Genomic DNA, 23,022 nt, shown 5'->3' on the forward strand with positions numbered 1-23,022 from the left:
TCGAGTGTGGAGGATTTGGGACCTTCACCGTCCCAAATCCTCCACACTCGCACCCCACAGGCATCAGCGATGCCACATCCAGACCACCAAGAACAAGTGCCGACCAGCACTTATGCGACTTTGCCGGGGCCCTGCGCTGAAGGTTGCGAACGTGGCTTTCACAACCCGCGCCGCGTTCAGACCGTCGAGCGTCCTTCAGCGGGCACGGTCCTTCAGCGAGCACAGTCCGGCGCGGTGTTCAGCGGACGTCCCCGCGACCACACGAGGTCGACCGGATGCACCGAACCGTCCGGGGCGATGGACAGGATCGGCAACGCCTTGTCGAGCTGGTTCCCCGTCGTCTGGTCGAACGCGACGAACCCGGTGGCGCCGGGCACCGGGGAGTTGCAGTCGATGCTGCGCAGCACGTCCGGCACCGAAACCGGATCCGCCGACACGTTCTGCACCGCCGCCTCGACCGCCGCGGCGACCGCGTCGTGTTCGATCATCGCGGCGCCGTCCCACAGTTCCCCCTTGGGAAAACCGTGGGTGCCGGTGAATTCGGCGATGAAGTTGTCGTAGTTCTTCTTGTACGTCGGATACGCCGGATCGGCGGTGAACATGTCCCACTGGTCGGGATAGGCCAGCGCCGTGTAGCGGAGCCGGACGGCGATGTCCTTGTCCAGCGGCAAGGGACTCCCGGCGAGCGTGCTCGCGTCGTCCCCGGTCATCACGGTCACCGAGTCGAGTCCTTCGCAGGCGCCGTCCCCGGCGAGCGCCGCCACGAGGGCACCGAGATCGAGTCCACGCCCGGCGAAGTAGATCAGATCGGGTTTGGCGCCGCAGATGTCGTTGTGCCATCTGCTGAACAGCCCCCGCAGGTAGGCCTCGCGCGACTTGTCGGTCAGCGGTTTGACGTCGTACGTCTTCGTGAACACGACCGGAACCTTCGACGTGTTCTTGAAGGCCTCGGCGAGTGTGGTCGCGTAGGTGTCCTCTTTGCTGACTCCCTGGATCAACATCACGCGGCGGAATCCGTGCGCCGAGATGTACCCGGCGGCGGCGCGCGCCTCGTCGGTGTTGGTCGGGCCCACACGGAAGAAGTTGTCGATCCGCGCGCCTTTCGGGTCGGTGTTCATGTTGTCCGCGGTGACCGTGGCGCCGATGGAGGCGATACCGCGGTTGGACAACTCGGCGACCAGGGCCCGGCTGTTCTCCGAACTGGTGCCGATGTCGGTGACCGCCACGATGCGCTGGGCGGCGGCCGCCGCGATGATCTCGTCGGCGACGACGCGCCAGTGGTCGGCGTTGCTCCCGTAGTTGGCCAGCAGGAGCTTGATCCCCGGCGGCCCGTTCTTCGGCCAGGCGGCGGTGATCGCGCCCAGGATCTCGCGCCGGACGAACGGGAACGGCTGGCTGTCGACGTTCGGATCCGGGGCGAGGTTCTCCAGCACCACGATGGTCTTGAAGCTCTCGCCCGCCGCGTCGTTGCGGGCCTTGATGAGCTTCTCCAGCGGGTCGAGCGGATCGTCCTCCCGCACCGGACCGGAATCGAGGTTCAGTCCGACGCAGACATACGACGAGCCGACCGACTCCTCGTCCGCGTCCACCGCGCTCAGCCCGGCGCCACAGGACTCCCACGGTTTGAGTCCCACCAGCACGGCGCCCACCAGTACGACCACGACCGCGATCAGCAGCGCGCGATGACGGTGTGCCCAGCCACGGGGCCGCACCGGTGGGCCCGTCGCCGCGCGTTCACGGGCACGGGACATACGGGTTCTCAACGCGTCGAGCCAGGACATGGCGAGGTTCCGTTCGGGTTCAGGGGAATTCGCCGCGACGGGCGAGGTCTTTGGCCGACACGAGCGCGCCGACGTCGGGACGATGTGAAGTGGTGGCCAGCGCGGCGAAGGCGTTCGCGATCACCTGGTGCTGGTCCTGCCCGCGGACCGCGAACGGGTTGGCGGTCAGCCTGCCCGCCGCGATCAGCCGGGCGACGTTGTTGCGGATCTCGGACCGATCGGTGGGATGGCACTCGGCGTCGAGGTTGACCAGTTCGTCGTACAGCTCCGCGTGCGGCCGTTCGGGCGGCAGATCGTCCGGCGCGTTCAGGACCAGTTCGAGTTTCGCGACCCATTCCGCGTGCGGGATCCGGTTGAACTCGTGCTCGAAGAAGGTGACCACCGCGCTGATGTCGCCCAGCGCGAGGTTGCAGTAGGCGAGGCGCACCGGATCCTGCGCGGTGTCCGGGTCGTCGCGCAGTGCCTTGAACTGGCCGGTGTAGGTCGGCCCGTTCCCGTCGCCTCGCCTGGCCAGCGCGGACACCAGGTTCGCGGCGATCCACGGATGCAGGGCGGCCTGGTCGTCCGTCGTCCCGGCCGAGTTCTTCGCCGTCACCCACAGCGCGGTACGCAGTTCGGTCAGGATCCGCCCGACGTGCGGCTGGTCGATCCGGCTCTGCGCGGCGTCGGGGATCAGCCAGGGCGCGGTGGCGAAGGGGGCCGCGGTAACGAAGTCGTCGATGTGGACGTCGTCGAGATGTTCGGTCAATCCCAGCTCGGTCAGCCTGCGATAGCACGGATCCTGCTCACCGCGGGGGTCGGTGGTGAGCACGTCACGGTCGCCTTCCCGCACGTCGCTCGCCCGCAACTGTCCGGCGAGCTGCTCGATCGCCGAGGGCAGTCCGCCGGTCGCCCGGTGCGCGAGCCCGACCTTCGGGGTCCCCACGCCGGAATCGAGGACGCGCGCGATCAGCCCGATCGGCTGAGACGCGAGCCGGACCGGATAGTAGGGCGATTCGAGCACACCAGGCCCCGGATTCGCCCAGTCGTCGTACGAGGCCTCCTGGCAGTCCGCCACCGGCCGGACGGTGGGCGGCGCGCCGGACGCGGGTTTCCACGGCGCCAGCCAGGCGGTGCCCCAGTCGTCGTGCCATCGCCCGCTGGTGGCGATGACCAGCAGCGCGTCGTGGGCCTCGCGGTCGTTCGGATGCTGGACGGCGAAGCGTTCCCGCGCGGCGATCAGGTCGGCGAGGAATTCGGTCCCGCCGGCGTGGTCGACGTCGTCGAGCGCCACCACCCAGTTGTGCCAGTGCCTGCGCCGCGGCGAGATGTCGCAGGCGCAGGGGCTCTTTTCCTCCGGTTTGGCCAGCCGAGGATGGTTCTCCCGGACGTCGCCGAGGAAGGCCGCCATCAGCCACTCGGTGACCGCCTTCGCGTCACGGGCGCTGCCGTGCGCGAGCCGGTTGAGTTCGAGCAGTGCGTCGAACGGCGTCCTGCCCTCGGCGTTCGGGAAATCGGCCAGTGACCGCAGTGCCTTGCCGAGCCTCGGCCGGATGTTCCGGACCAGATGCGGGAACGTCTGGCGGAACACCGCCGCGTACGACGGCTCGACGAGACCGGTGGCCTTCGCCGTCTCGGTCAGCGTGTCGAGCAGCGTGTCCATCGACGGTGTCCAGCGGATTCCGTGGAAACTGTTGATCAACGCCTTCAGCTGGCTCAGATCTTCGTCACGATTCCGTCCGGAAAGCTCAGCCTGAACTGCGATCAACGCGATGGTGAAACGAACAAACTGCGGTTTCGGTCGATTCCGCCATTTACTCGACAACGAGTAGGCCAGTTTCGTGAGCACGTCGATCGTGCTCGCCCGGCCGCCGTGCCCGAAATCGAATCCGGCGTGCACGACACCCCAGCCCAGGTCGCGGCGGATCGCCTCCAGCGCCGTGGTCTTCCCCGAACCGACCGGCCCGAGCAGCAGCGTCACCGGCTGCGGGCGGGACGGATTCCCCGTCTCGCGGTTGATCAGCATTCTCCGGGCGAGCTGCACCGCGGGAGAATGTCGGCCCACACTCATTTTTCCTGTTCAGCCCCTAGCAGTGATCCGGAAGGGAGAGAGAGTGCGGACCATCGTAGGTACTTGATCGGGGCCGGAACACCGGAAAAGGGCAGAGCAGACACGAAAGGACGAAATCAGGCGTGAATTGTAATTCTTGATCGACGGTCAGCGATAGCGCCGATCACCCGAATGGCGCTACCCGCCCCATTGCGGCTGGCGGCCGCCGGGATATCCACCCCGATATCCGCCGCCGTAGTACCAGTCGTAGTAGTACCAATACTGTTCGCGCTGATCGGCGCGGGGATCCCGCCGCTGCTCGGGAGACGTGACGGGCGTCGGCGTGGGAGACGGCGTCTCCGAACCGTTCATCGACGCCGTCAGCGGCGGCGGAGGGGCGACACTGCCGCCCGGGGGTCCCGAGGGGACAGGCGAAGGCACCGCGTCGTCCGGGACCTCGACCGCCTGCGGGGCGATGGTCAGCAACGGCGGTGGGATCGGCGTCCCCGGGATGACCTCGGCCGGGTCGGCCGGAACGAGCAGCACGGCCAGCAGGCCGCCGATGAAGAGACCGCCGGCGGAAAGCGCGGAGATCCGCCGGAGCTTCCCGCTGCCCACGACTTCCGGGGCCCGGTGCTTCGGCCCGCGCGGCCCCCGGCGACGGGGTGCCGCACCGGCTTCCCGCATCAAGTCGCTCAGGGTGTCCCCACCGTCTTCGCGGCGAGCCGTGCGTGCCATCGGCATCTCCAAACCCCGGTCCGTCGCGTAGCGCGACGGCCTCATCCCGGGGTGGATCCTAGGAACACGGCGGCCGGTTGTAAACGGTGTCGTCCATAGCGGACAGACGATCCGGCCGGGAGGTCAGGCCGCGACCGTGACGGCCAGCGCCGCCTCGCCCGCCTCGGTCAGCTCGGCGGAGACCCGCCCGGTGACGGCGGAGAGACCTGTGGACTCGGCGGGGCGGATATAGCCACCGTGCGCGAGTGCGTGCGCGGTCATCTGGTCACAACAGGCGAACCCGTCGATGAAGAGATCCGGCTCGCAGCTGCACGACATCTGGGCGCGGCGGGCCGCGACCGCTCGCAGCATCGCCATGGCTCGATGGGACAGTTCGACCTCTGAACCGGACACCGGTCTGGACCTCTCTCGATCAGCCACCCGAATCAGCAGCACTTACACCGTGTTATCGGTCGCTGCTCCATCAGTGTTAACAAGATCTCAGACGTTGTCGGTGACTTCTTGGTTCCGTGAGCTCTTCGTGGTCTTCGCGGGAGCCAGGGTCGGTTCCAGTACGCGCGCCCACTGGGCGACGATCTGCTTGCGGCGCTTCGTGTCGTCGGTCAGCAGATTCGCCAGTCCCAGACCGCGGGCGAGATCGAGAGTGGCCTGGACCAGCTCACGAACGCCCTGGTGGGACTCGTCGACGCCGAGGAGCTCGACGGTCACCCGGTGCGCCTCCCGACCGACGCGTGCCTCCAGCGGCACCAGGGTCGCGCGCAACGCCTCGTCGGTCGACGCCGCGACCCAGAGGTGGAGCGCGGCACGGAACATCGGCCCGCTGTAGAGATTGAGCACCATGTCGACGGCTCGTTCGATCCGCGACCGCCCGGACGGCAGCTCGGCCGCCCGGGAGCGCAGCTCCACGATCTGGATCTCGCCGACGAGCTCGACCGCCGCCGCGACCAGGTCCTCCCTCGTCGGGAAGTGGTGCTGCGCCGCACCCCGCGAGACCCCGGCGCGTTCGGCGATCAGCGCGACAGTGGTCCCGTTCCAGCCCAGCTCGCCGATGATCTCGACGGCGGCCTCGACGAGCCGCCGCCGCGTGGTGCGGCTGCGCTCCTGCTGTGGTTCGCGGATCATGGCCCTGATTCTGGAGTACGGCCATCGACCCAGAAATCGAGCTGGAGGTCTTCCTCCCGCTCGCCGACGCGGTACTTCGAGAAGTCCGCGACCCCTTCGGCGGCGAGGACCTCGTCGTCGAGATAGAAGTTCCCCGACGCCTCGCGGCTCGGTTTGGTGAGGATCGCGTGCGCCGCGTCCGCCATGATCTCCGGCGTCCGCGACTTCGCCGCCAGTTCGGCGCCGACGACGTTGCGGATGGCCGCGGTGTCGATCGTGGTCCGCGGCCACAGCGAGTTCGCCGCGATCCCGTACGGGCGCAGTTCCGCGGCGAGGCCGACGGTCACCAGGCTCATCGAGTACTTCGCGATGCTGTACGCGAGGTGCCCGGCCTGGAACCACTTCTCGTCGAGACTGATCGGTGGCGACAGGGTCAGGATGTGGGCGTTCTCGGCCTCTTTGAGATACGGGATGGCGAGTTTCGACAGCAGGAACGATCCGCGCGCGTTGATGTCCTGCATCAGGTCGTAGCGTTTCATGCTGACCGCTTCGGTCGGCGTCAGATCGATCGCGCTGGCGTTGTTGAGCACGATATCGATGCCGCCGAACTGCTCCGCGGTCCGCGCGATCGCGGCCTCGACCGACGTGTCGTCGCGGACGTCCCCGACGATCGGCAGCGCCTGGCCGCCGGCGTCCTCGATCGCCTTGGCCGCGGTGTAGAGCGTGCCCGGCAGTTTCGGATGCGGCTCGGCGGTCTTGGCCAGCAAGGCGATGTTCGCGCCGTCGCGGGCGGCGCGGATCGCGATGGCCTCGCCGATCCCACGGCTGCCGCCGGAGATGATGATCGTCTTGCCGTGGAGCGTGCTCATGGTTCGCGCCTCTCAGTAAGACCGCGGCAGGCCGAGGCTGTGCTGGCCGACGAAGTTCAGCACCATCTCGCGGCTCACCGGCGCGATCCGGCCCAGCCGGACGGCCGTGACCAGCGTGCCCAGCCCGTATTCGCTGGCGAGGCCGTTGCCACCGTGGGTCTGCACGGCCTGGTCGACCGCGCGGATGGCGACCTCGGCGGCGGCGTATTTCGCCATGTTCGCCGACTCGCCCGCGCCGAAGTCGTCGCCGGAGTCGTAGAGCGACGCCGCCTTCTGCGTCATCAGCTTGGCCAGTTCCAGTTCGATCTTGATCTCGGCCAGCGGATGCGCCAGCCCCTGGTGGCTCCCGATCGGCACGCCGCCCCACACCTTGCGCTCGTTGGCGTAGGCGACGGCCTTGCCCAGCGCGTAGCGGGCGATGCCGAGTGAGAACGACGCGCCCATGATGCGTTCCGGGTTGAGCCCCGCGAACAGTTGCGCGATCGCCGCGTCCTCCTCACCGACCAGCGCCTCGGTGGGCAGGTGGACGTCGTCGAGGAACAGGCCGAACTGCTTCTCCGGCGAGATGATGTCCATCTCGATCTGCTTGTACTCGAAGCCGGGCGCGTCGGTCGGGACGGTGAACAAGGCGGGCTTGAGCTTGCCGGTCTTCGCGTCCTCGGTGCGGCCGACGACCAGGACGGCGTCCGCCTCGTCGACGCCGGAGATGTAGACCTTCCGTCCACTGAGGACCCAACCGTCGCCGTCGCGTTTCGCGGTGGTGGTGATCTTGTGCGAGTTCGACCCGGCGTCGGGTTCGGTGATCGCGAAGACCATCCGCCTGGTGCCGTCGGCGATCCCCGGCAGCCACCGCTTCTTCTGCTCGTCGGTGCCGAAGCGCGAGATGACCGTGCCGCAGATCGCCGGCGAGACGACCATGAGCAGCAGCGGGCTGCCCGCCGCGGCGAGTTCTTCGAGTACCGCGGCGAGATCCGCGATCCCCGCTCCCCCGCCGCCGTACTCCTCGGGCAGGTTCACGCCGAGATAGCCGAGCCGCCCGGCCTCGGACCAGAGTTCTTCGGTCTTGAGCCCGGCGCGGGCTTGTTTGGCGTAGTACTCGTGCCCGTACTTCTTGCCGAGTTCGGCGACCGCCGCCCGCAGCGCGACGCGCTCCTCGGGCTCGGTGAAGTTCATCGCGTTCATTCGTTCTCTCCTACCACCGCGAGGATCGTGCCCACTTCGACCTGCTGTCCGACGACCACCGGGAGTTCGGTCACGACGCCGTCGGCCGGCGCCGCGATCCGGTGTTCCATCTTCATCGCTTCCAGCCACAGCAACGGATCGCCGGTCTTCACCGTGTCACCGGCCTCGACCGCCAGCCGGACGACGGTGCCCGGCATCGGCGCCACGAGCGAACCGGCGGCGAGTGCCGCGTCCGGATCCGTGTACCTCGGCACCACGCCCAGTTCGACGGCGCCTTCCGGCGAATCGACGTACACCGTGTCGCCGTACCGGGCGACGGCGAACTTCCGCCGCACACCGGAAACCTCGAGTACCACGCCGTCGCTCTGGGCGGAAACCAGTTCGACGCCGTCGAAACCGTCGGCGCGCAGACCGTCACGGCCGAGGGTGTGGACGACCTCGATCTCGTCTTCGCCTTGACGGAAACGTTTGCGCTGCCCCTGGGAGTGGACGTTGCGCCAGCCGCTCGGCAACCGCCGCTGCACCTGGGCGCCCTCGCGGTTCGCGGCGGCGCCCGCCAAAGCGGCGGCCAGCGCGGAGATTCGTACGGTGTCCACTGTGGCCAGTGGGCGCGCGAGTGTTTCCAGCCCGTGCCGGTCGAAGAACGCCGTGTCGGTCTCGCCCGCGAGGAAGGCCTCGTGGCGCAGGACGTTCACGAGCAGGTCGCGGTTGGTCACCACGCCGTGGATCTCCGCTCCGGCCAAGGCCCCGGCCAGGGCGCGAGCCGCGCTCCGGCGATCCGGGGCGAAGGCGATCACCTTGGCGAGCATCGGGTCGTAGTGCACGCCGACGGTCTGGCCGCTGACGAATCCGGAGTCGAGCCGGACTCCCGGACCGACTTCGAATTCCCGCTGTGCCGCGGGAACCTCGAACCGGTGCAGGGTGCCGCTCTGCGGCTGCCAGTCCGCCGAGGGGTCCTCGGCGTAGAGCCGGACCTCGATCGCGTGCCCCCGCGTCTCCGGCTCCGCGATCGGAAGATGCTCGCCCTCGGCGATCCGCAGCTGCAGCGCGACGAGGTCGAGTCCGGTCGTGGCCTCGGTGACCGGATGCTCCACCTGGAGCCGGGTGTTCATCTCCAGGAAGTAGAACCGCCCGTCCGGACCGGCCAGGAACTCGACCGTTCCGGCGCCGACGTAGTCGATCGCCTGCGCGGCCTTGCGCGCCGCGTCGAACAACGCCTCCCGCATGGTTTCGTCGACGAACGGGGATGGCGCTTCTTCGACGACCTTCTGGTGGCGGCGCTGGATCGAGCATTCCCGCTCCCCCACCGCCCACACCGTGCCGTGCGTGTCGGCGAGTACCTGGACCTCGATATGCCGCCCGGTCTCCAGGTACCGCTCGCAGAACACGGTCGGGTCGCCGAAGGCCGACGCGGCCTCCGCGCTCGCGCCTTCGACGGCCTCGGCGAGTTCGCCGAGCGAACGCACCACCCGCATTCCCCGGCCGCCACCCCCGGCGGATGCCTTGACCAGCAAGGGAAGGTCGGCTTCGGTGACTTGGTCCGGGTCCAATTCGGACAGGATCGGGACACCGGCGGCGGCCATCATCCGCTTGGACTCGACCTTGGAGCCCATGCTCTCGATGGCTTCTGGCGGCGGCCCGACCCAGGTGAGCCCGGCGTCGATCACGGCGCGGGCGAACCCGGCGTTCTCGGACAGGAACCCGTACCCGGGGTGGATCGCGTCGGCGCCGGTCTCGACGGCCGCCTTGATCAGCAGTTCGGCGCGGAGGTAGGTGTCGGACGGCGCGTTGCCCGGCAGCCGGACGGCGACGTCGGCCTCGGTGGCATGCGGGGCGTCGGCGTCCGCGTCGGAGAACACCGCGACCGTGCCGATCCCGGCGTCACGGCAGGTGCGGAACACGCGGCGGGCGATCTCACCACGGTTGGCGACCAAGAGTTTCTGGATCACTTTCGGCCCCTACATCCTGAAGACGCCGAAGCCTTCGGCGCCCTTCACTGGTCCATTGTGGATCACGGACAGGCTGAGCCCGAGCACCGTGCGGGTGTCGCGGGGATCGATGATCCCGTCGTCGTAGAGCATCCCGGAGAGGAACATCGGCATCGACTCCGCCTCGATCTGTCCCTCCACCATGGCGCGCATGGCGGCGTCGTGCTCCTCGTTGTAGTCCTGACCTCGCGAGGCCGCGGCGGCACGGGCCACAATGGACAGTACCCCGGCCAGCTGCTGCGGCCCCATGACCGCGGATTTCGCACTGGGCCAGGCGAAGAGGAACCGGGGATCGTAAGCGCGGCCACACATGCCGTAGTGCCCGGCGCCGTACGAGGCGCCCATGAGGACCGACAGATGCGGGACCTTCGAGTTCGACACGGCGTTGATCATCATCGCGCCGTGTTTGATGATGCCGCTCTGCTCGTACTCCTTGCCGACCATGTAGCCGGTGGTGTTGTGCAGGAAGACCAGGGGGGTGTCGATCTGGTTGGCCAGCTGGATGAACTGCGCCGCCTTCTGCGACTCCTCACCGAAGAGCACACCCTGCGCGTTGGCGAGGACGCCGACCGGGTAGCCGTGGATACTCGCCCAGCCGGTCGCGAGACTGCTGCCGTACAAGGGTTTGAACTCGTCGAAGTCCGAACCGTCGGCGACCCTGGCGATCACCTCGCGCGGGTCGAACGGCACCTTGAGATCGGCGGGCACGATACCGAGCAGGTCCTCGGCGGAGTACAACGGCTCGGCGTAGTCCGATTTCGGCGTCGGCCCCTGCTTGCTCCAGTTCAGCCGTTTGACGATACTGCGGCCGAGCCGGATGGCGTCCTCCTCGTCCGTCGCGAGGTAGTCGGCGAGACCGGAGGTCCGGGCGTGCATTTCGGCGCCGCCGAGCGATTCGTCATCGGACTCCTCTCCGGTGGCCATCTTGACCAGCGGCGGACCGCCAAGGAACACCTTGGCGCGTTCCTTGACCATCACGACGTAGTCCGACATGCCGGGCAGGTAGGCGCCACCGGCGGTGGAGTTGCCGAACACCAGCGCGATCGTGGGCACCTTCGCCGCCGACGAGCGCGTGATATCACGGAAGATCCGGCCGCCGGGGATGAAGATCTCCTTCTGCGTCGGCAGATCCGCGCCGCCGGACTCGACGAGGTTGATCACCGGCAGGCGGTTCTGCGCGGCGATGTCCGCGGCGCGGTAGCTCTTCTTGGCCGTCCACGGGTTGCTCGCCCCGCCTTTGACCGTGGGGTCACTCGCCGAAATCATGCACTCGACGCCCTCGACCACGCCGATCCCGGTGATCACGCTGGCGCCGACCTGATAATCCGAACCCCAGGCGGCCAGCGGCGAAAGTTCCAGGAACGGCGAGTCTTCGTCGAGGAGCAGTTCGATCCGCTCGCGGGCGAGCAGCTTGCCGCGTTTGCGGTGCCGGGCGACGTACTTCTCGCCGCCGCCCGCGATGGCCTTGGCGTGCTCGGTGTCGATCTCGGCGAGTTTGCCGAGCATGGACTCGCGGTTGACGGCGAACTCCTCGCCCCGCGTGTCCACAGTAGACCTCAGGGTGCTCATGCGGTGTATCCCAATCGCTTGGCGGCCAAGCCGGTGAGGATCTCGTTGGTGCCACCGCCGATGCCGAGGATGCGCACGTCACGGTAGTGACGCTCCACTTCGGCCTCGCGCATGTAGCCGAGGCCGCCGTGCAGCTGCACGGCCTCGTTGACCACCCATTCGGCGGTCTCGACGGCGGTGTTCTTCGCGAAACAGGCTTCGGCGATGACCTCTTCGCCCGCGACGTGACGCTGGGCGACCTGGCGGGTGTAGGTCCGGGCGACGTCGATCTTGCGGGCCATCTCGGTGAGCTTGTGCTGCACCAGCTGACGGGAGATCAGCGGGCGGCCGAACGTCTCGCGCAGGCGGCACCAGTCCAGCGTCAGATCGAGTGCCCGCTGTGCGTGCGCGTATCCCTGCACGGCGAGCGAAACCCGTTCGGTGACGAACTGCGTCGCCACCTGGGCGAAACCGCTGTTCTCGGCACCGATCAGGTTCTCGGCGGGCACGCGGACGTCCACATAGGACAACTCGGCGGTGTCCGAGCAGAGCCAGCCCATCTTCTCCAGCTTGCGGGACACGGTGAATCCGGGTGTCCCGCGTTCGACGACGATGAGCGAGATCCCGTGCGCGCCGGGTTCGCCGGTGCGGACCACGGTGGTCACGAAGTCCGCGCGGCAGCCCGAGGTGATGAAGGTCTTCGCGCCGTTGATGACGTACTCGTCGCCCTCGCGCACGGCCGTCGTGCGGATCCCGGCCACGTCGGAACCGCCATCGGGTTCGGTGACCGCGAGCGAGCCGATCTTGGCGCCTTCCAGCGTCGGCCGGACCCAGCGTTCGATCTGCACCGGGTCTCCGGCCGCCGCGATATGCGGGACGGCGATACCGCAGGTGAACAACGACGCGAACAATCCGCCGGAACCGCCCGCGTAGTGCATCTCCTCCGCGATGACCAGCGCGTCGAGGTAGTCCCCGCCTCCACCGCCGACCTCCTCGGGGAAGCCGACGCCGAGCAATCCGAGTTCGCCGGCCTTGCGGTGCAGATCGCGGGGCAGTTCGCCCGCGCGCTCCCAGTCGTCGAGGTGCGGCAGGATCTCGGTTTCGGCGAAGCGCCGGACCGTCTTGCGCAGTTCGACGCGTTCCGGCGTGGTGAACAAGTCGGTCACAGCAGTGCCTCCGGGATGTCGATCTCGCGCGAGCGCAGCCATTCCCCGAGCGCCTTCGCCTGCGGGTCGAACCGCGCCTGCGACGCGACCCCCTCGCCGAGGATGCCTTCGACGACGAAGTTGAGCGCCCGCAGGTTCGGCAGGAGATGACGCCGGACCTCCAGCTCCGCGGTCTCCGGGAGCAGCAACTTGAATTCGGTGACGGTGAGCCGGTGCGCGAGCCAGCGCCACGCCTCGTCGGACCGCGCCCAGACGCCGACGTTCGCGCTGCCGCCCTTGTCCCCGCTGCGGGCACCGATCACCTTGCCGAGCGGCGCCCGGCGGACCCGCCCCTGGGGATAAGGAGCGGGCAGACCGTATTCGTCCACATCGGACAGAGCCAGCGTGTCGGTGGCTTGCGCGATGTCGCGGCGCGTACCGTCCGGCAGCACGGCGACGTGCGGAACCTCTTGAGCGTCAACGAAAGCGGCCCGGTAGACGCCATAGGGCGAGGCGGCCGCGGGTGGCGCGGTGACGTGGAAACCGGGGTAGCTGGCCAGCGCGAGTTCGATCGCCGCGCCGCTGAAAGCGCGTCCGGCGACCTCCGGGTCCGCGTCCTTCACCGCGACGTGCAGGAGAGCACTCGCCTGCTGTTCGGTTTCGGCGTCCGCGTGGTCGGTGCGGGCCAGCGTCCAGCGGACCTCCGACGGCGGGCGCGCCTTGAGCGAGGCTTCGAGTTGTTCCTTGACCAGCGCGGCTTTCGCTTCAATGTCAAGTCCTGTGAGGACGAACGTCGTTTCGTTGCGGAAGCCGCCGAGACCGTTCAGGCAGACCTTGAGCGTCGGTGGCGGCGGTTCACCGGTGACGCCGCTGATCCGGACGCGGTCCGGGCCGTCCTCGGTCAGGGTCAGCGTGTCGAACCGCGCCGTGACGTCCGGCCCGGCGTAGCGGGCGCCGGTGATCTCGTAGAGCAGTTGCGCGGTCACGGTTCCGGTGGTGACCACCCCGCCGGTACCGGGGTGTTTGGCGATCACGCTGGAACCGTCGGCGGAGATCTCGGCGATGGGGAATCCCGGGACGCCGATCTCGTGTTCGGTGAAGAACGCGTAGTTGCCGCCGGTGGCCTGCGCGCCGCATTCGATCACGTGCCCGGCGACCACCGCGCCGGCGAGCGCGTCGTAGTCGTCACGAGCCCAGCCGAAACGCGCGGCGGCCGGACCGACGATCACCGACGCGTCGGTGACGCGGCCGGTCACCACGATGTCGGCGCCCGCGCTCAGGCATTCCGCGATCCCCCACGCGCCGAGATAGGCGTTGGCGGTCAACGTCTTGCCGAAGCCGAGTTCTTCCGCGCGCTGGATCAGGTCGTCGCCTTCGACGTGTGCGACGGCGACGTCGACACCGAGTTTCGCGGCCAGTTCACGCAGCGCGTCCGCGAGTCCGGCGGAATTGAGCCCACCGGCGTTCGCGACGACTTTGACGCCTTTTTCCTTGGCCAGCGCGAGGTTCTCCTCCATCTGACGGAGGAACGTCTTGGCGTAGCCGCGGTTCGGATCCTTCATCCGGTCACGGCCGAGGATGAGCATGGTCAGCTCGGCGAGGTAGTCGCCGGTCAGCACGTCGAGCGGGCCGCCGGTGAGCATCTCGCGGACGGCGGAGAACCGGTCGCCGTAGAACCCGGACGCGTTGCCGATCCTGATGGGAGCAGTGGTCATGCGAACTGCCCCGGCTCACGGCCCGCGCCGGGAGGCCCGGCGAAGGCCTGCGCCAGCCCGAGCCATTCCTCGACGTCCTTGCCGGTGGCGACCAGATCGGTGTCGTCGGGATGACGCCGCTGGGTGACCACGAGACAGAAGTCGACGGCGCTGCCGGCGAGCCGCTGCTCGGCGCCCTCCGGCCCGAAAGCCCAGGTGGAGCCGTCGGGCGCGGCCAACTCGACCCGGAACTCCTCGGACGGCGGGGCGAGCGAGTTGAGTTTGTAGGCGAAATCGCGGGTACGGGTACCGAAGCGGGCGATATGCCAGAGCCTGCCGGTGTTCTCGCGCCGGACACCGAGCGCGTCGAAGATGTCCTGGCCGTGGGCCCAGGTCTCCATGAGGCGCGCCGTCACCATGGACGCCGCGCTCATCGGCGGGCCGTACCAAGGGATCTTCTGCCCGTCAGGGACGGCGGCGAGCGCGTCGGCGAGCTCCGCGCGACCCGCACGCCAGGCCGCCAGCAGCTCACGGGGCGGTGTCTTCGCCCCCTCTTCGGCTCCCTTGTCGACGTAGGTCTCCCCCGTCGCGAGCAGCCCTTCGATCTCGGCCTGCCATTCGGCCTCGGAGCCACGCGCCGCGATCAGCGCCTTCTTGTCCGTCCAGGCCAGATGAGCGATCTGATGGGCGATCGTCCAGCCTTCGGCCGGGGTCTGCCGCGCCCAGTCCGACGCGGGCAGTTCCGCCACCACGTCGTCGATGGCCTGCGATTCCGCCGCGAGATCCCCAAGGATCACGCCAAGGTCAGCCATGCCCGCCTCCTCGCGTCCAGCCAAGGCTCGCACCCCTCGCCGGAAAAATCAAGCACGCCTGATTGTTTTACTGCCTGCCCGCTCGCCCCCCTCCGCATTCAGAGGACTAAATGCGGAGGGCAATGGAGAGCCGACGGCCGCTGCGGCACGGCCGAGTGTGGAGGATTTGGGACGTTGGATGTCCCTGATCCTCCACACTCGGATCACTCGACCACTTCACTCCCCTGGGCGGGAGAACTCCTCGATCAGGACGGGGTACTGCTCCCCGCCGTGCCCGGCGGCGATCGCGCGGTCGGCCATCGCCTTCAGCAGCTTCGGCAGTTCGGCGTTGACCCCGAGCGCCTCGCTCTCCTCGACCAGATGCGCCATCGCCCGCACGTCGGTTTCCAGCGCCGACACCTCCGCCGGGAAGGAGCCCTTGTCGACCTGCTCGGCGTATCCGGGCAGCCAGCCGGCGACGCCGACGGCAATCTGTCGCGCGAACGGCGCGTAGGTCGCGGCGTCGACACCGGCGGTCCGGAGCATCGCGGTGCCCTGCAGCCACGCGTTCAGGACGCTCCACATCATGGTCAGGCCGGCGACGTCGTACAGGGCCGCCAGCCCGTGATCCTCACCGAGGTGGGAGATCGTGCCGAGCGCGCCGAGGTCGACGTCCGGCTTCGGCCCGCTGAGCAGGATCACCGCCTCCTCCGTACCGATCGACGACGGGATGGCCATGATCGCGCCGTCCAGGTACCGGGCACCCCGCTTTTCGGCCCAGGCGGCGGTTTCCCGCGCTTGAGCGGAGTCGCCCGAGGTCAGGTTGACCAGGGTCGTGCCCTCCAGCCCGGCATCGCCGAGCAGGTCACGTACGGCCGAGTAGTCGGTGAGGCAGACGACGGTCAAGCCGCCGGCGGCGAGGGCGTCGCCGACCGTCGGCGCCAGATGAGCGCCCGAGGCGACCAATGAGTCGGCCTTGGCGGCTGTCCGGTTCCACACGGTCGTCGGATGCCCTGCCTTCAGGAACGCTCCGGCGAGCGCCTGGCCCATCAGCCCGAGGCCGATGACCGTGATCGGGGTATTCGTGTTGTCAGTCATGGCAGCATCGTCAACGTTGATACCGGTATGAAGGTCAAGTGAGGATTCGATGCGGATCGGCGAACTGAGTCACCGGACGGGCGTCAACGCCCACCAACTGCGCTACTACGAGGCCCAAGGCCTGCTGGAGGCCGACCGCGGCACGAACGGCTACCGCGAGTTCGACGAGACGGCCGTCCTGCGCGTGAAGCAGATCCGCCACCTCCTCGGCGCGGGCCTGTCGTCCGAGGACATCGCGTACCTGCTGCCCTGTGCGATCGGCGAAGAGCCGGAGCTGATCGGCTGCCCCGAGTTGCTGGCCGCGATGCGGGAACGACTCGGACGGCTGGACGAGCAGCTGGCCAAGATCGCGCGGTCCCGCGACGCGCTGGCCGGGTACATCGACGCGGCGGAGCGGACAGGCGCGAAGACCTACCCCCCGTTCGAAGGTGCCGCGTGAGCGAGGAAGCCGTCCGGCTGCGTGAGCAGGGCACCGACGAGGCCCGCCTGCGGCTGATCGAACTGGCGGAACGGCACCCGCGGGATGCCGTGATCGCCTACCAGACGGCGTGGGCACACGACTCCGCCGGTCTGGAGGCCGAAGCCGCCCCCTTCTACGAAAGGGCGCTGGCGGGCGATGGTCTGTCCACAGAGGACAGGCATGGCGTGTTCCTCGGACTCGGCAGCACGTATCGCGTGCTCGGCCGGTACGACGAATCGCTCAAGACCCTGCGTCGCGGCCTCGACGAGTTCCCCGGCGACGCGGCGCTGAGGACGTTCCTCGCGATGGCGCTCTACAACGTCGGCGAAGCACGCGAGGCCGCCGGAACGCTGCTGAAGGTGCTCGCGGCGACCAGCGCTGACCCGGGGGTCCAGCGGTACCGGCGGGCGGTCGAGTACTACGCGGACCACCTGGACGACGTCGAATGAAGCCTTATTGACATCTTGTCAACACTGCCGGGTTGCCTTACCTTCACGTCATGAGCGCGTACGCCGAAATCACCTACGAGGTCGCCGATCGCGTCGCGACGATCACGCTCGACCGGCCGGAGGCCCGCAACGGGTACACCATCCGCATGGCCGACGAACTCGGCGACGCGATGGACCGCGCCGACCGCGACGAGGACGTCCGGGTGGTGATCCTGACCGGCAACGGCAAGGACTTCTCGGTAGGCGCCGACCTGTCGCAGGGCGGTTTCGACTTCGACCCGGAGACCGGCCCGGACGCGGCTTGGCAGGAGCCCGCGGGGCGCTGCTCGAAGCGGATCTTCGCGATGAACAAACCCGTCATCGCGGCCTTGCGGGGCGCCAGTGTCGGCGGCGGCCTCACCATCACGCTGTCGTGCGATTACCGGCTGGCGTCCACGGATTCCCGCTTCGGCTTCGTGTTCGTCCGTCGCGGCATCTACCCCGAAGGCGCGTCCGCGTGGTTCCTCCCCCGGCTGGTGGGGATGGGCACGGCACTCGACTGGATGATCAGCGGCCGCGTCTTCGGCGTCGAGGAGGCGAAGACCGCCGGGCTGGTACACAGTGTTCACGAGCCCGGCGAAGTGCTCGACAAGGCCCGCGAGCTGGCCGGGGAAATCGTCGCGACGACGGCGCCGGTCTCCGTCGCGGTGACCCGCCAGCTGCTGTACCGGATGGCGAGCGCCGCGTCACCGTTCCCCGTGCACGAACTGGACTCCCGGCTGATCGGCGGTCTGGGCACCAGCCCGGACGCGGTCGAGGGGGTCATGTCCTTCCTGCAGAAACGACCACCGGAGTTCTCCATGCGCGTCGACACCGACCTGCCCGACTACCTGCCGTGGCGGAACGCATGACCGCCTATCCCCCGGAACCGTGGAACCTGGCGGGCCAGGCGTACCTGTCGGTCTTTCGTGTCCCGGCGAGCGAACTTCCCGAGCTGCCCGAAGGCGCCGAGCCCGTCGTGATCGGCGGCCGCGCCCAGGTCTTCGCCGCCTGGATCGACTACCAGGAGCCCGGTCAGCTCCAGTACCACGAACTGCTGGCGACGGTCGCCGTCCGCGGCAAGCGTCTCTCCAGCTCCATCACCGACATCTGGGTCGACAGCGAGGTCTCGCTCGCCGGCGGGCGCGCGCTGTGGGGCATCCCGAAGGACCTCGCCGCGCTCGACTTCACCCACGGACGGACCTTCACCGCCTCCGCGGCCACCCACGAGGACTGGATCGCGACGGCCGCCTTCACCGCCCGCCCGGGCCTCCCGGTGAAGATGCCCGCCGCCTTCGATGTCGTCCAGATGCTGGACGGTCGTCTGAAACGGAGCCCCGTCCGGGCGACGGCGCGGCCACGTCCCGCGGCCGCCGACTGGAAGATCAACGAGGCCGGTCCACTCGGCTTCCTGGCCGGTCAGCGGCCCCTCCTGAGCGCCAGCCTGCGTGATTTCGAGATCGTTTTCGGCGGCTGACCAGCCGCTCAGCGTGATCGTCTAACCCGCCAGGGTGAGACCGCGACACGCCACCCATTGGGGCACGTGCGGCGTCCGACCCCTACATGTAGTCTCTGGGAACCGACATCGCCCAGCGACGGGGAGACCGCTCGGGAGCGGTTGTCGGACAGCTTGGTGAACCCGCAGCGCACGGCCTTGCGAGGCCTTGTGGTGCTTCAACGCGCCCTTTTGCAGAGACCCAGTGGAGTGACGCATGTCAGTGGAAACCGGTCAGCGGCCGCCCTCGTCTTCGGACACGACGCCCGCGACCGTGCGAGTCATCCGGCGGGACGGCAGCGTGTCCCCTTTCGACGCGAACAAGATCTCGGTCGCCGTGACCAAGGCCTTCCTCGCCGTCGAGGGCGGTGACGCGGCCGCCTCGTCGCGGATCCACCACCTGGTCAAGGAACTGACCGAGCAGATCGAGACCACCCTGCTCCGCCACGCCGGTCCCGAGACCGCGCTGCACATCGAGCAGATCCAGGACATCGTCGAGCTGGCGCTGATGCGCGGCGAGCACCACAAGGTCGCCCGCGCCTACGTCCTGTACCGCGATGAGCGCGCGAAGGCCCGCAAGGCCGAGAAGCCCGCCGCCTCCGACGTCGCCATCAGCGTCAAGGCGGCCGACGGCTCGCTCCGCCCGCTCGACTGGGCCCGCGTCTCGCACGTGGTCGGCGAGGCCGTCGCCGGACTCGAAGACGTGTCCGCCGAGCCGGTGCTGGCCGAGGCCAAGCGCAACCTCTACGACGGCATCAGCGCCGACGAACTCGCCCTCGCCCAGATCATGGCCGCGCGCGTGCTCGTCGAGCAGGAGCCGAACTACTCCTACGTCAGCGCCCGGCTGCTGGCGGACAAGCTCCGCGGCGAGGCGCTCAGCTACCTCGCGGGCGTTCCGCAGCAGGCCAGCCAGGACGAGATGACCGCGCGGTACCCGCAGTACTTCCGGGACTACCTCAAGCGCGCCATCGAGCTGGAGCTGGTCAACCCCGAGCTGCAGACCTTCGACCTGGACAAGATCACCTCGGCCATCCGCGCCGAACGTGACCTCGACTTCGGCTTCCTCGGCCTGCAGACCCTGTACGACCGGTACTTCCAGCACCACAACGGCATCCGTTTCGAGCTGCCGCAGGCGTTCTTCATGCGCGTCGCGATGGGGCTGGCGATCCGCGAGGACAACCGCGAAGACCGCGCCATCGAGTTCTACGAGCTGCTGTCGTCATTCCACTTCATGGCGTCCACCCCGACGCTGTTCAACTCGGGCACCACCCGCCCGCAGCTGTCGTCCTGCTTCCTGACCACGGTCGACGACGACCTGGACTCGATCTTCCAGGCGTACAAGAACAACGCGCTGCTGGCGAAGTACTCGGGCGGTCTCGGCAACGACTGGACCCCGGTCCGCGGCCTCGGCGCGCACATCAAGGGCACCAACGGCCAGTCGCAGGGTGTCGTGCCGTTCCTCAAGATCGCCAACGACACCGCGGTCGCGGTGAACCAGGGCGGCAAGCGCAAGGGCGCGGCGTGCGCCTACCTCGAGACCTGGCACGTGGACATCGAGGAATTCCTCGACCTGCGCAAGAACACCGGTGACGACCGTCGTCGTACGCACGACATGAACACCGCGAACTGGGTTCCGGACGAGTTCCTCCGCCGGGTCGAGGCCGACGCGCAGTGGACCCTGTTCTCGCCGAACGAGACCCCGGACCTGCACGACCTCTACGGCACCGCGTTCGCCGAGCGCTACCGCGAGTACGAGGCCGCCGCCGAACGCGGCGAGATGAAGGTGTTCCGCAAGGTCCGCGCGGTCGACCTGTGGCGCCGCATGCTGACCATGCTGTTCGAGACCGGCCACCCGTGGATCACCTTCAAGGACCCGTGCAACCTGCGTTCGCCGCAGCAGCACGTGGGTGTCGTGCACTCGTCCAACCTGTGCACCGAGATCACGCTGAACACCACCACCGACGAGGTCGCGGTCTGCAACCTCGGTTCGGTGAACCTGCTCAAGCACGTGACTCCCGAGGGCCTGGACACCCAGCGCCTCGAGAAGACCGTGCGCACCGCGGTCCGCATGCTCGACAACGTGATCGACATCAACTTCTACACGATCCCGGAGGCGCGCCGATCCAACCTGCGCCACCGCCCGATCGGGCTGGGCCTGATGGGCTTCCAGGACGCGCTGTTCGAGATCGGCGTGCCGCTGTCCTCGGACGAGGCCGTCCAGTTCGCGGACACCAGCATGGAGCACATCAGCTACTACGCGATCTCGGCGTCGACCGACCTCGCCGAGGAGCGCGGCCAGTACCAGACGTTCGAGGGTTCCTTGTGGAGCAAGGGAATCCTGCCGATCGACTCGCTGCAGCTCTTGATCGACGCCCGGCAGGGCGACGCGCTCGACGTCGACACCTCGTCCACTTTGGACTGGGCGCCGCTGCGTGAGCGGGTCAAGACCGTCGGGATGCGCAACTCCAACGTGATGGCGATCGCGCCGACCGCGACGATCTCCAACATCTGCGGGGTCGGGCAGTCGATCGAGCCGCTGTTCCAGAACCTGTTCGTCAAATCGAACATGTCCGGTGACTTCACCGTGGTGAACCCGCACCTGGTCCGCTCGCTCAAGGAGCGCGGGCTGTGGGACGAGGTCATGGTCTCGGACCTGAAGTACTTCGACGGCAGCCTCGGCCAGATCGACCGCGTGCCGGACGACCTCAAGGCGCTGTACGCCACCGCGTTCGAGATCGAGTCCAAGTGGCTGGTGGACGCCGGTTCGCGTCGTCAGAAGTGGATCGACCAGGCGCAGTCGCTGAACCTGTACATCGCGGCGCCCAGCGGCCGCAAGCTCGACGAGCTGTACCGCTACGCCTGGCACAAGGGCCTCAAGACCACGTACTACCTGCGGGCGCGGTCCGCGACGCACGTGGAGAAGAGCACCCTGCGCGGCACCGACGGCAAGCTGAACGCGGTCTCGGCCACCCCGGCCCCGGCCACACCTTCGGCCCCCAAGCCCGCCGCCGCCGCTCCGGCACCCGCCGCTCCGTCGGCTTCCGCCGCGGTCTCGCCGTCGTCCGCCGCCGCGGTCCCGGCCGTCCCGGTGGCCGCCCCGGCACCGGCCGCCAAGCCGGAGCCGAAGGAGATGCCGAAGGTCTCGGACGTCGACTTCGTCGCCACCGACGGTGCCGCCTGCCGCATCGACGACCCCGACTGCGAAGCCTGCCAGTGACCGCCCGGTCGTGGGGGGGGGGGGGGGGTCTTGCGACCACCCCCCCCCCCCCCCCCCCCCCCCCCCCCCCCCCCCACGACCCACCCGACCACCTCGTGAAGTGAGCCTTTATGACCACCTTTGACGCTTCCACCGACGCCACCGGCCTCGGTGAGATCGAAGTCGGCGCCGCCCGCATCAACGTCGACGACAAGCGGATGATCAACGCCCGCGCCGACGTCAACCAGCTGCTGCCGATGAAGTACACCTGGGCGTGGGAGAAGTACCTCGCCGGCTGCAACAACCACTGGATGCCGACCGAGGTCGCCATGCAGGCCGACATCGCGCTGTGGAAGTCGCCCGACGGCCTCACCGAGGACGAGCGCACCATGCTCAAGCGCAACCTCGGCTTCTTCGCCACCGCGGAATCGCTGGTGGCCAACAACATCGTGCTCGCGGTGTACCGGCAGATCACCAACCCCGAATGCCGCCAGTACCTGCTGCGCCAGGCGTTCGAGGAGGCCGTGCACACGCACACCTTCCAGTACATCTGCGAGAGCCTCGGCCTGGTCGAGGGCGAGCTGTTCAACATGTACCGCGAGGTCCCGTCCATCTCGGACAAGGACGCGTGGGCGCTGAAGTACACGCAGAACCTGGAGAACCCGGACTTCGAGACCGGCACCCCGGAAGCCGACCAGAACTTCCTGCGGGACCTGGTCGCGTTCTACGTGATCTTCGAAGGCATGTGGTTCTACACCGGCTTCGCGCAGATCCTCTCGCTCGGCCGCCGGAACAAGATGATCGGTATCGCCGAGCAGTACCAGTACATCCTGCGCGACGAGTCGATCCACCTGAACTTCGGCATCGACTGCATCAACCAGATCAAGATCGAGAACCCGCACCTGTGGACCGAGGAGTTCCAGGCGGAGATCCGGACGATGCTGACCGAGGCGTGCGAACTCGAGGTCGCCTACGCCCGCGACACCATGCCGCGCGGCATGCTCGGGCTCTCGGCCGAACTGATCGAGCAGTACATGCACTTCATCACCGACCGGCGGGCGCAGCAGATCGGCCTCGCGCCGATCTTCGGCGAGACGGAGAACCCGTTCCCGTGGATGTCGGAGGCGATGGACCTCAAGAAGGAGAAGAACTTCTTCGAGACCCGCGTCATCGAGTACCAGTCCGGTGGCGCCCTCGACTGGGACTGATCACCTGAGCTGACGAAACGGCCCGCCCCGCGCACTCGCGCCGGGCGGGCCTTTTCGTGTCCGCCTGCAGTCGGGAAGTCCGTGAAGGCCTCCTTCCCTACCTTGAGAGCAGGGTCCCGGCAAAGTCGCAGAGTTGCTGGTCGGCACTGTTCTCGGTGGTCCGGATGTGGCATCGCTGATGCACGCGGGGTCCGAGTGTGGAGGATTTGGGACGGTGAACGTCCCAAATCCT

The 23,022-nt window shown here is 68.3% G+C and carries 19 protein-coding genes; 6 read left to right on the forward strand and 13 right to left on the reverse strand.

Translation table 11 applies throughout. The annotated features are described in order from the left end of the window. Positions 1-212: 212 nt before the first annotated feature. From ACZ7KI_RS42315 to ACZ7KI_RS42375, 13 genes are all read right to left on the reverse strand, one after another. Positions 213-1,781 carry a type 1 periplasmic-binding domain-containing protein gene (locus ACZ7KI_RS42315; protein WP_470278637.1) on the reverse strand — a complete coding sequence of 523 codons (1,569 nt, stop codon included), beginning with the start codon at positions 1,779-1,781 and terminating at the stop codon, positions 213-215. Positions 1,782-1,800: 19 nt separating this feature from the next. Continuing rightward, positions 1,801-3,804, reverse strand: coding sequence for a hypothetical protein (locus ACZ7KI_RS42320; protein ID WP_470278638.1), 2,004 nt, complete (start codon positions 3,802-3,804; stop codon positions 1,801-1,803). A gap of 204 nt (positions 3,805-4,008) precedes the next feature. Next, positions 4,009-4,548, reverse strand: a complete 540-nt coding sequence (locus tag ACZ7KI_RS42325) for a hypothetical protein (RefSeq protein WP_470278639.1) — start codon at positions 4,546-4,548, stop codon at positions 4,009-4,011. A 123-nt stretch (positions 4,549-4,671) separates the two neighbouring features. Then, positions 4,672-4,941, reverse strand: a complete 270-nt coding sequence (locus ACZ7KI_RS42330; protein ID WP_470278640.1) for a hypothetical protein — start codon at positions 4,939-4,941, stop codon at positions 4,672-4,674. An 87-nt stretch (positions 4,942-5,028) separates the two neighbouring features. Then, a complete protein-coding gene (locus ACZ7KI_RS42335; protein WP_470278641.1) occupies positions 5,029-5,670 on the reverse strand; it encodes a TetR/AcrR family transcriptional regulator in 642 nt (213 codons plus the stop codon). Then, complete coding sequence (locus ACZ7KI_RS42340) at positions 5,667-6,518, reverse strand: SDR family oxidoreductase (RefSeq protein ID WP_470278642.1); 852 nt, start codon at positions 6,516-6,518, stop codon at positions 5,667-5,669. The genes ACZ7KI_RS42335 and ACZ7KI_RS42340 overlap by 4 nt, the downstream gene beginning before the upstream one ends. Positions 6,519-6,530: 12 nt before the next feature. Continuing rightward, on the reverse strand, positions 6,531-7,700 hold the full coding sequence (locus tag ACZ7KI_RS42345) for an acyl-CoA dehydrogenase family protein (protein WP_470278643.1): 1,170 nt from the start codon (positions 7,698-7,700) through the stop codon (positions 6,531-6,533). Beyond that, complete coding sequence (locus ACZ7KI_RS42350; RefSeq protein WP_470278644.1) at positions 7,697-9,649, reverse strand: acetyl/propionyl/methylcrotonyl-CoA carboxylase subunit alpha; 1,953 nt, start codon at positions 9,647-9,649, stop codon at positions 7,697-7,699. The genes ACZ7KI_RS42345 and ACZ7KI_RS42350 overlap by 4 nt, the downstream gene beginning before the upstream one ends. A gap of 9 nt (positions 9,650-9,658) precedes the next feature. Continuing rightward, a complete protein-coding gene (locus ACZ7KI_RS42355) occupies positions 9,659-11,257 on the reverse strand; it encodes an acyl-CoA carboxylase subunit beta (protein WP_470278645.1) in 1,599 nt (532 codons plus the stop codon). Beyond that, the gene (locus tag ACZ7KI_RS42360) at positions 11,254-12,402 is read right to left on the reverse strand and encodes an acyl-CoA dehydrogenase family protein (RefSeq protein ID WP_470278646.1); all 1,149 of its coding nucleotides are present in this window, start codon (positions 12,400-12,402) and stop codon (positions 11,254-11,256) included. The genes ACZ7KI_RS42355 and ACZ7KI_RS42360 overlap by 4 nt, the downstream gene beginning before the upstream one ends. Then, positions 12,399-14,096, reverse strand: a complete 1,698-nt coding sequence (locus ACZ7KI_RS42365; protein ID WP_470278647.1) for an acyclic terpene utilization AtuA family protein — start codon at positions 14,094-14,096, stop codon at positions 12,399-12,401. Before ACZ7KI_RS42365 ends, ACZ7KI_RS42360 begins: the two co-directional genes overlap by 4 nt. Then, the gene (locus ACZ7KI_RS42370; protein WP_470278648.1) at positions 14,093-14,887 is read right to left on the reverse strand and encodes a TIGR03084 family metal-binding protein; all 795 of its coding nucleotides are present in this window, start codon (positions 14,885-14,887) and stop codon (positions 14,093-14,095) included. Before ACZ7KI_RS42370 ends, ACZ7KI_RS42365 begins: the two co-directional genes overlap by 4 nt. A 216-nt stretch (positions 14,888-15,103) precedes the next feature. Continuing rightward, on the reverse strand, positions 15,104-15,964 hold the full coding sequence (locus ACZ7KI_RS42375) for an NAD(P)-dependent oxidoreductase (protein ID WP_470278649.1): 861 nt from the start codon (positions 15,962-15,964) through the stop codon (positions 15,104-15,106). 49 nt (positions 15,965-16,013) lie between these two features. Here ACZ7KI_RS42375 and ACZ7KI_RS42380 point away from each other — a divergent pair, with 49 nt between their 5' ends. The 6 genes from ACZ7KI_RS42380 (at position 16,014) to ACZ7KI_RS42405 (ending at position 22,790) form a co-directional block, all read left to right on the forward strand. Continuing rightward, positions 16,014-16,403: a MerR family transcriptional regulator gene (locus tag ACZ7KI_RS42380; protein ID WP_101606833.1), complete on the forward strand. Its 390-nt coding sequence runs from the start codon at positions 16,014-16,016 to the stop codon at positions 16,401-16,403. After that, positions 16,400-16,873, forward strand: a complete 474-nt coding sequence (locus tag ACZ7KI_RS42385) for a tetratricopeptide repeat protein (protein WP_470278650.1) — start codon at positions 16,400-16,402, stop codon at positions 16,871-16,873. The genes ACZ7KI_RS42380 and ACZ7KI_RS42385 overlap by 4 nt, the downstream gene beginning before the upstream one ends. 50 nt (positions 16,874-16,923) lie before the next feature. Continuing rightward, entirely contained in the window at positions 16,924-17,763 is an 840-nt protein-coding gene (locus tag ACZ7KI_RS42390; protein ID WP_470278651.1) for an enoyl-CoA hydratase-related protein, read from the forward strand. Continuing rightward, entirely contained in the window at positions 17,760-18,368 is a 609-nt protein-coding gene (locus tag ACZ7KI_RS42395) for an acetoacetate decarboxylase family protein (RefSeq protein WP_470278652.1), read from the forward strand. The genes ACZ7KI_RS42390 and ACZ7KI_RS42395 overlap by 4 nt, the downstream gene beginning before the upstream one ends. A 235-nt stretch (positions 18,369-18,603) precedes the next feature. Beyond that, the gene (locus ACZ7KI_RS42400; protein ID WP_470278653.1) at positions 18,604-21,603 is read left to right on the forward strand and encodes a ribonucleoside-diphosphate reductase subunit alpha; all 3,000 of its coding nucleotides are present in this window, start codon (positions 18,604-18,606) and stop codon (positions 21,601-21,603) included. 110 nt (positions 21,604-21,713) lie between these two features. Then, positions 21,714-22,790, forward strand: a complete 1,077-nt coding sequence (locus ACZ7KI_RS42405) for a ribonucleotide-diphosphate reductase subunit beta (protein ID WP_016333204.1) — start codon at positions 21,714-21,716, stop codon at positions 22,788-22,790. The last annotated feature ends 232 nt before the right edge of the window (positions 22,791-23,022 follow it).

This window comes from Amycolatopsis sp. NPDC039088 (assembly GCF_055598845.1).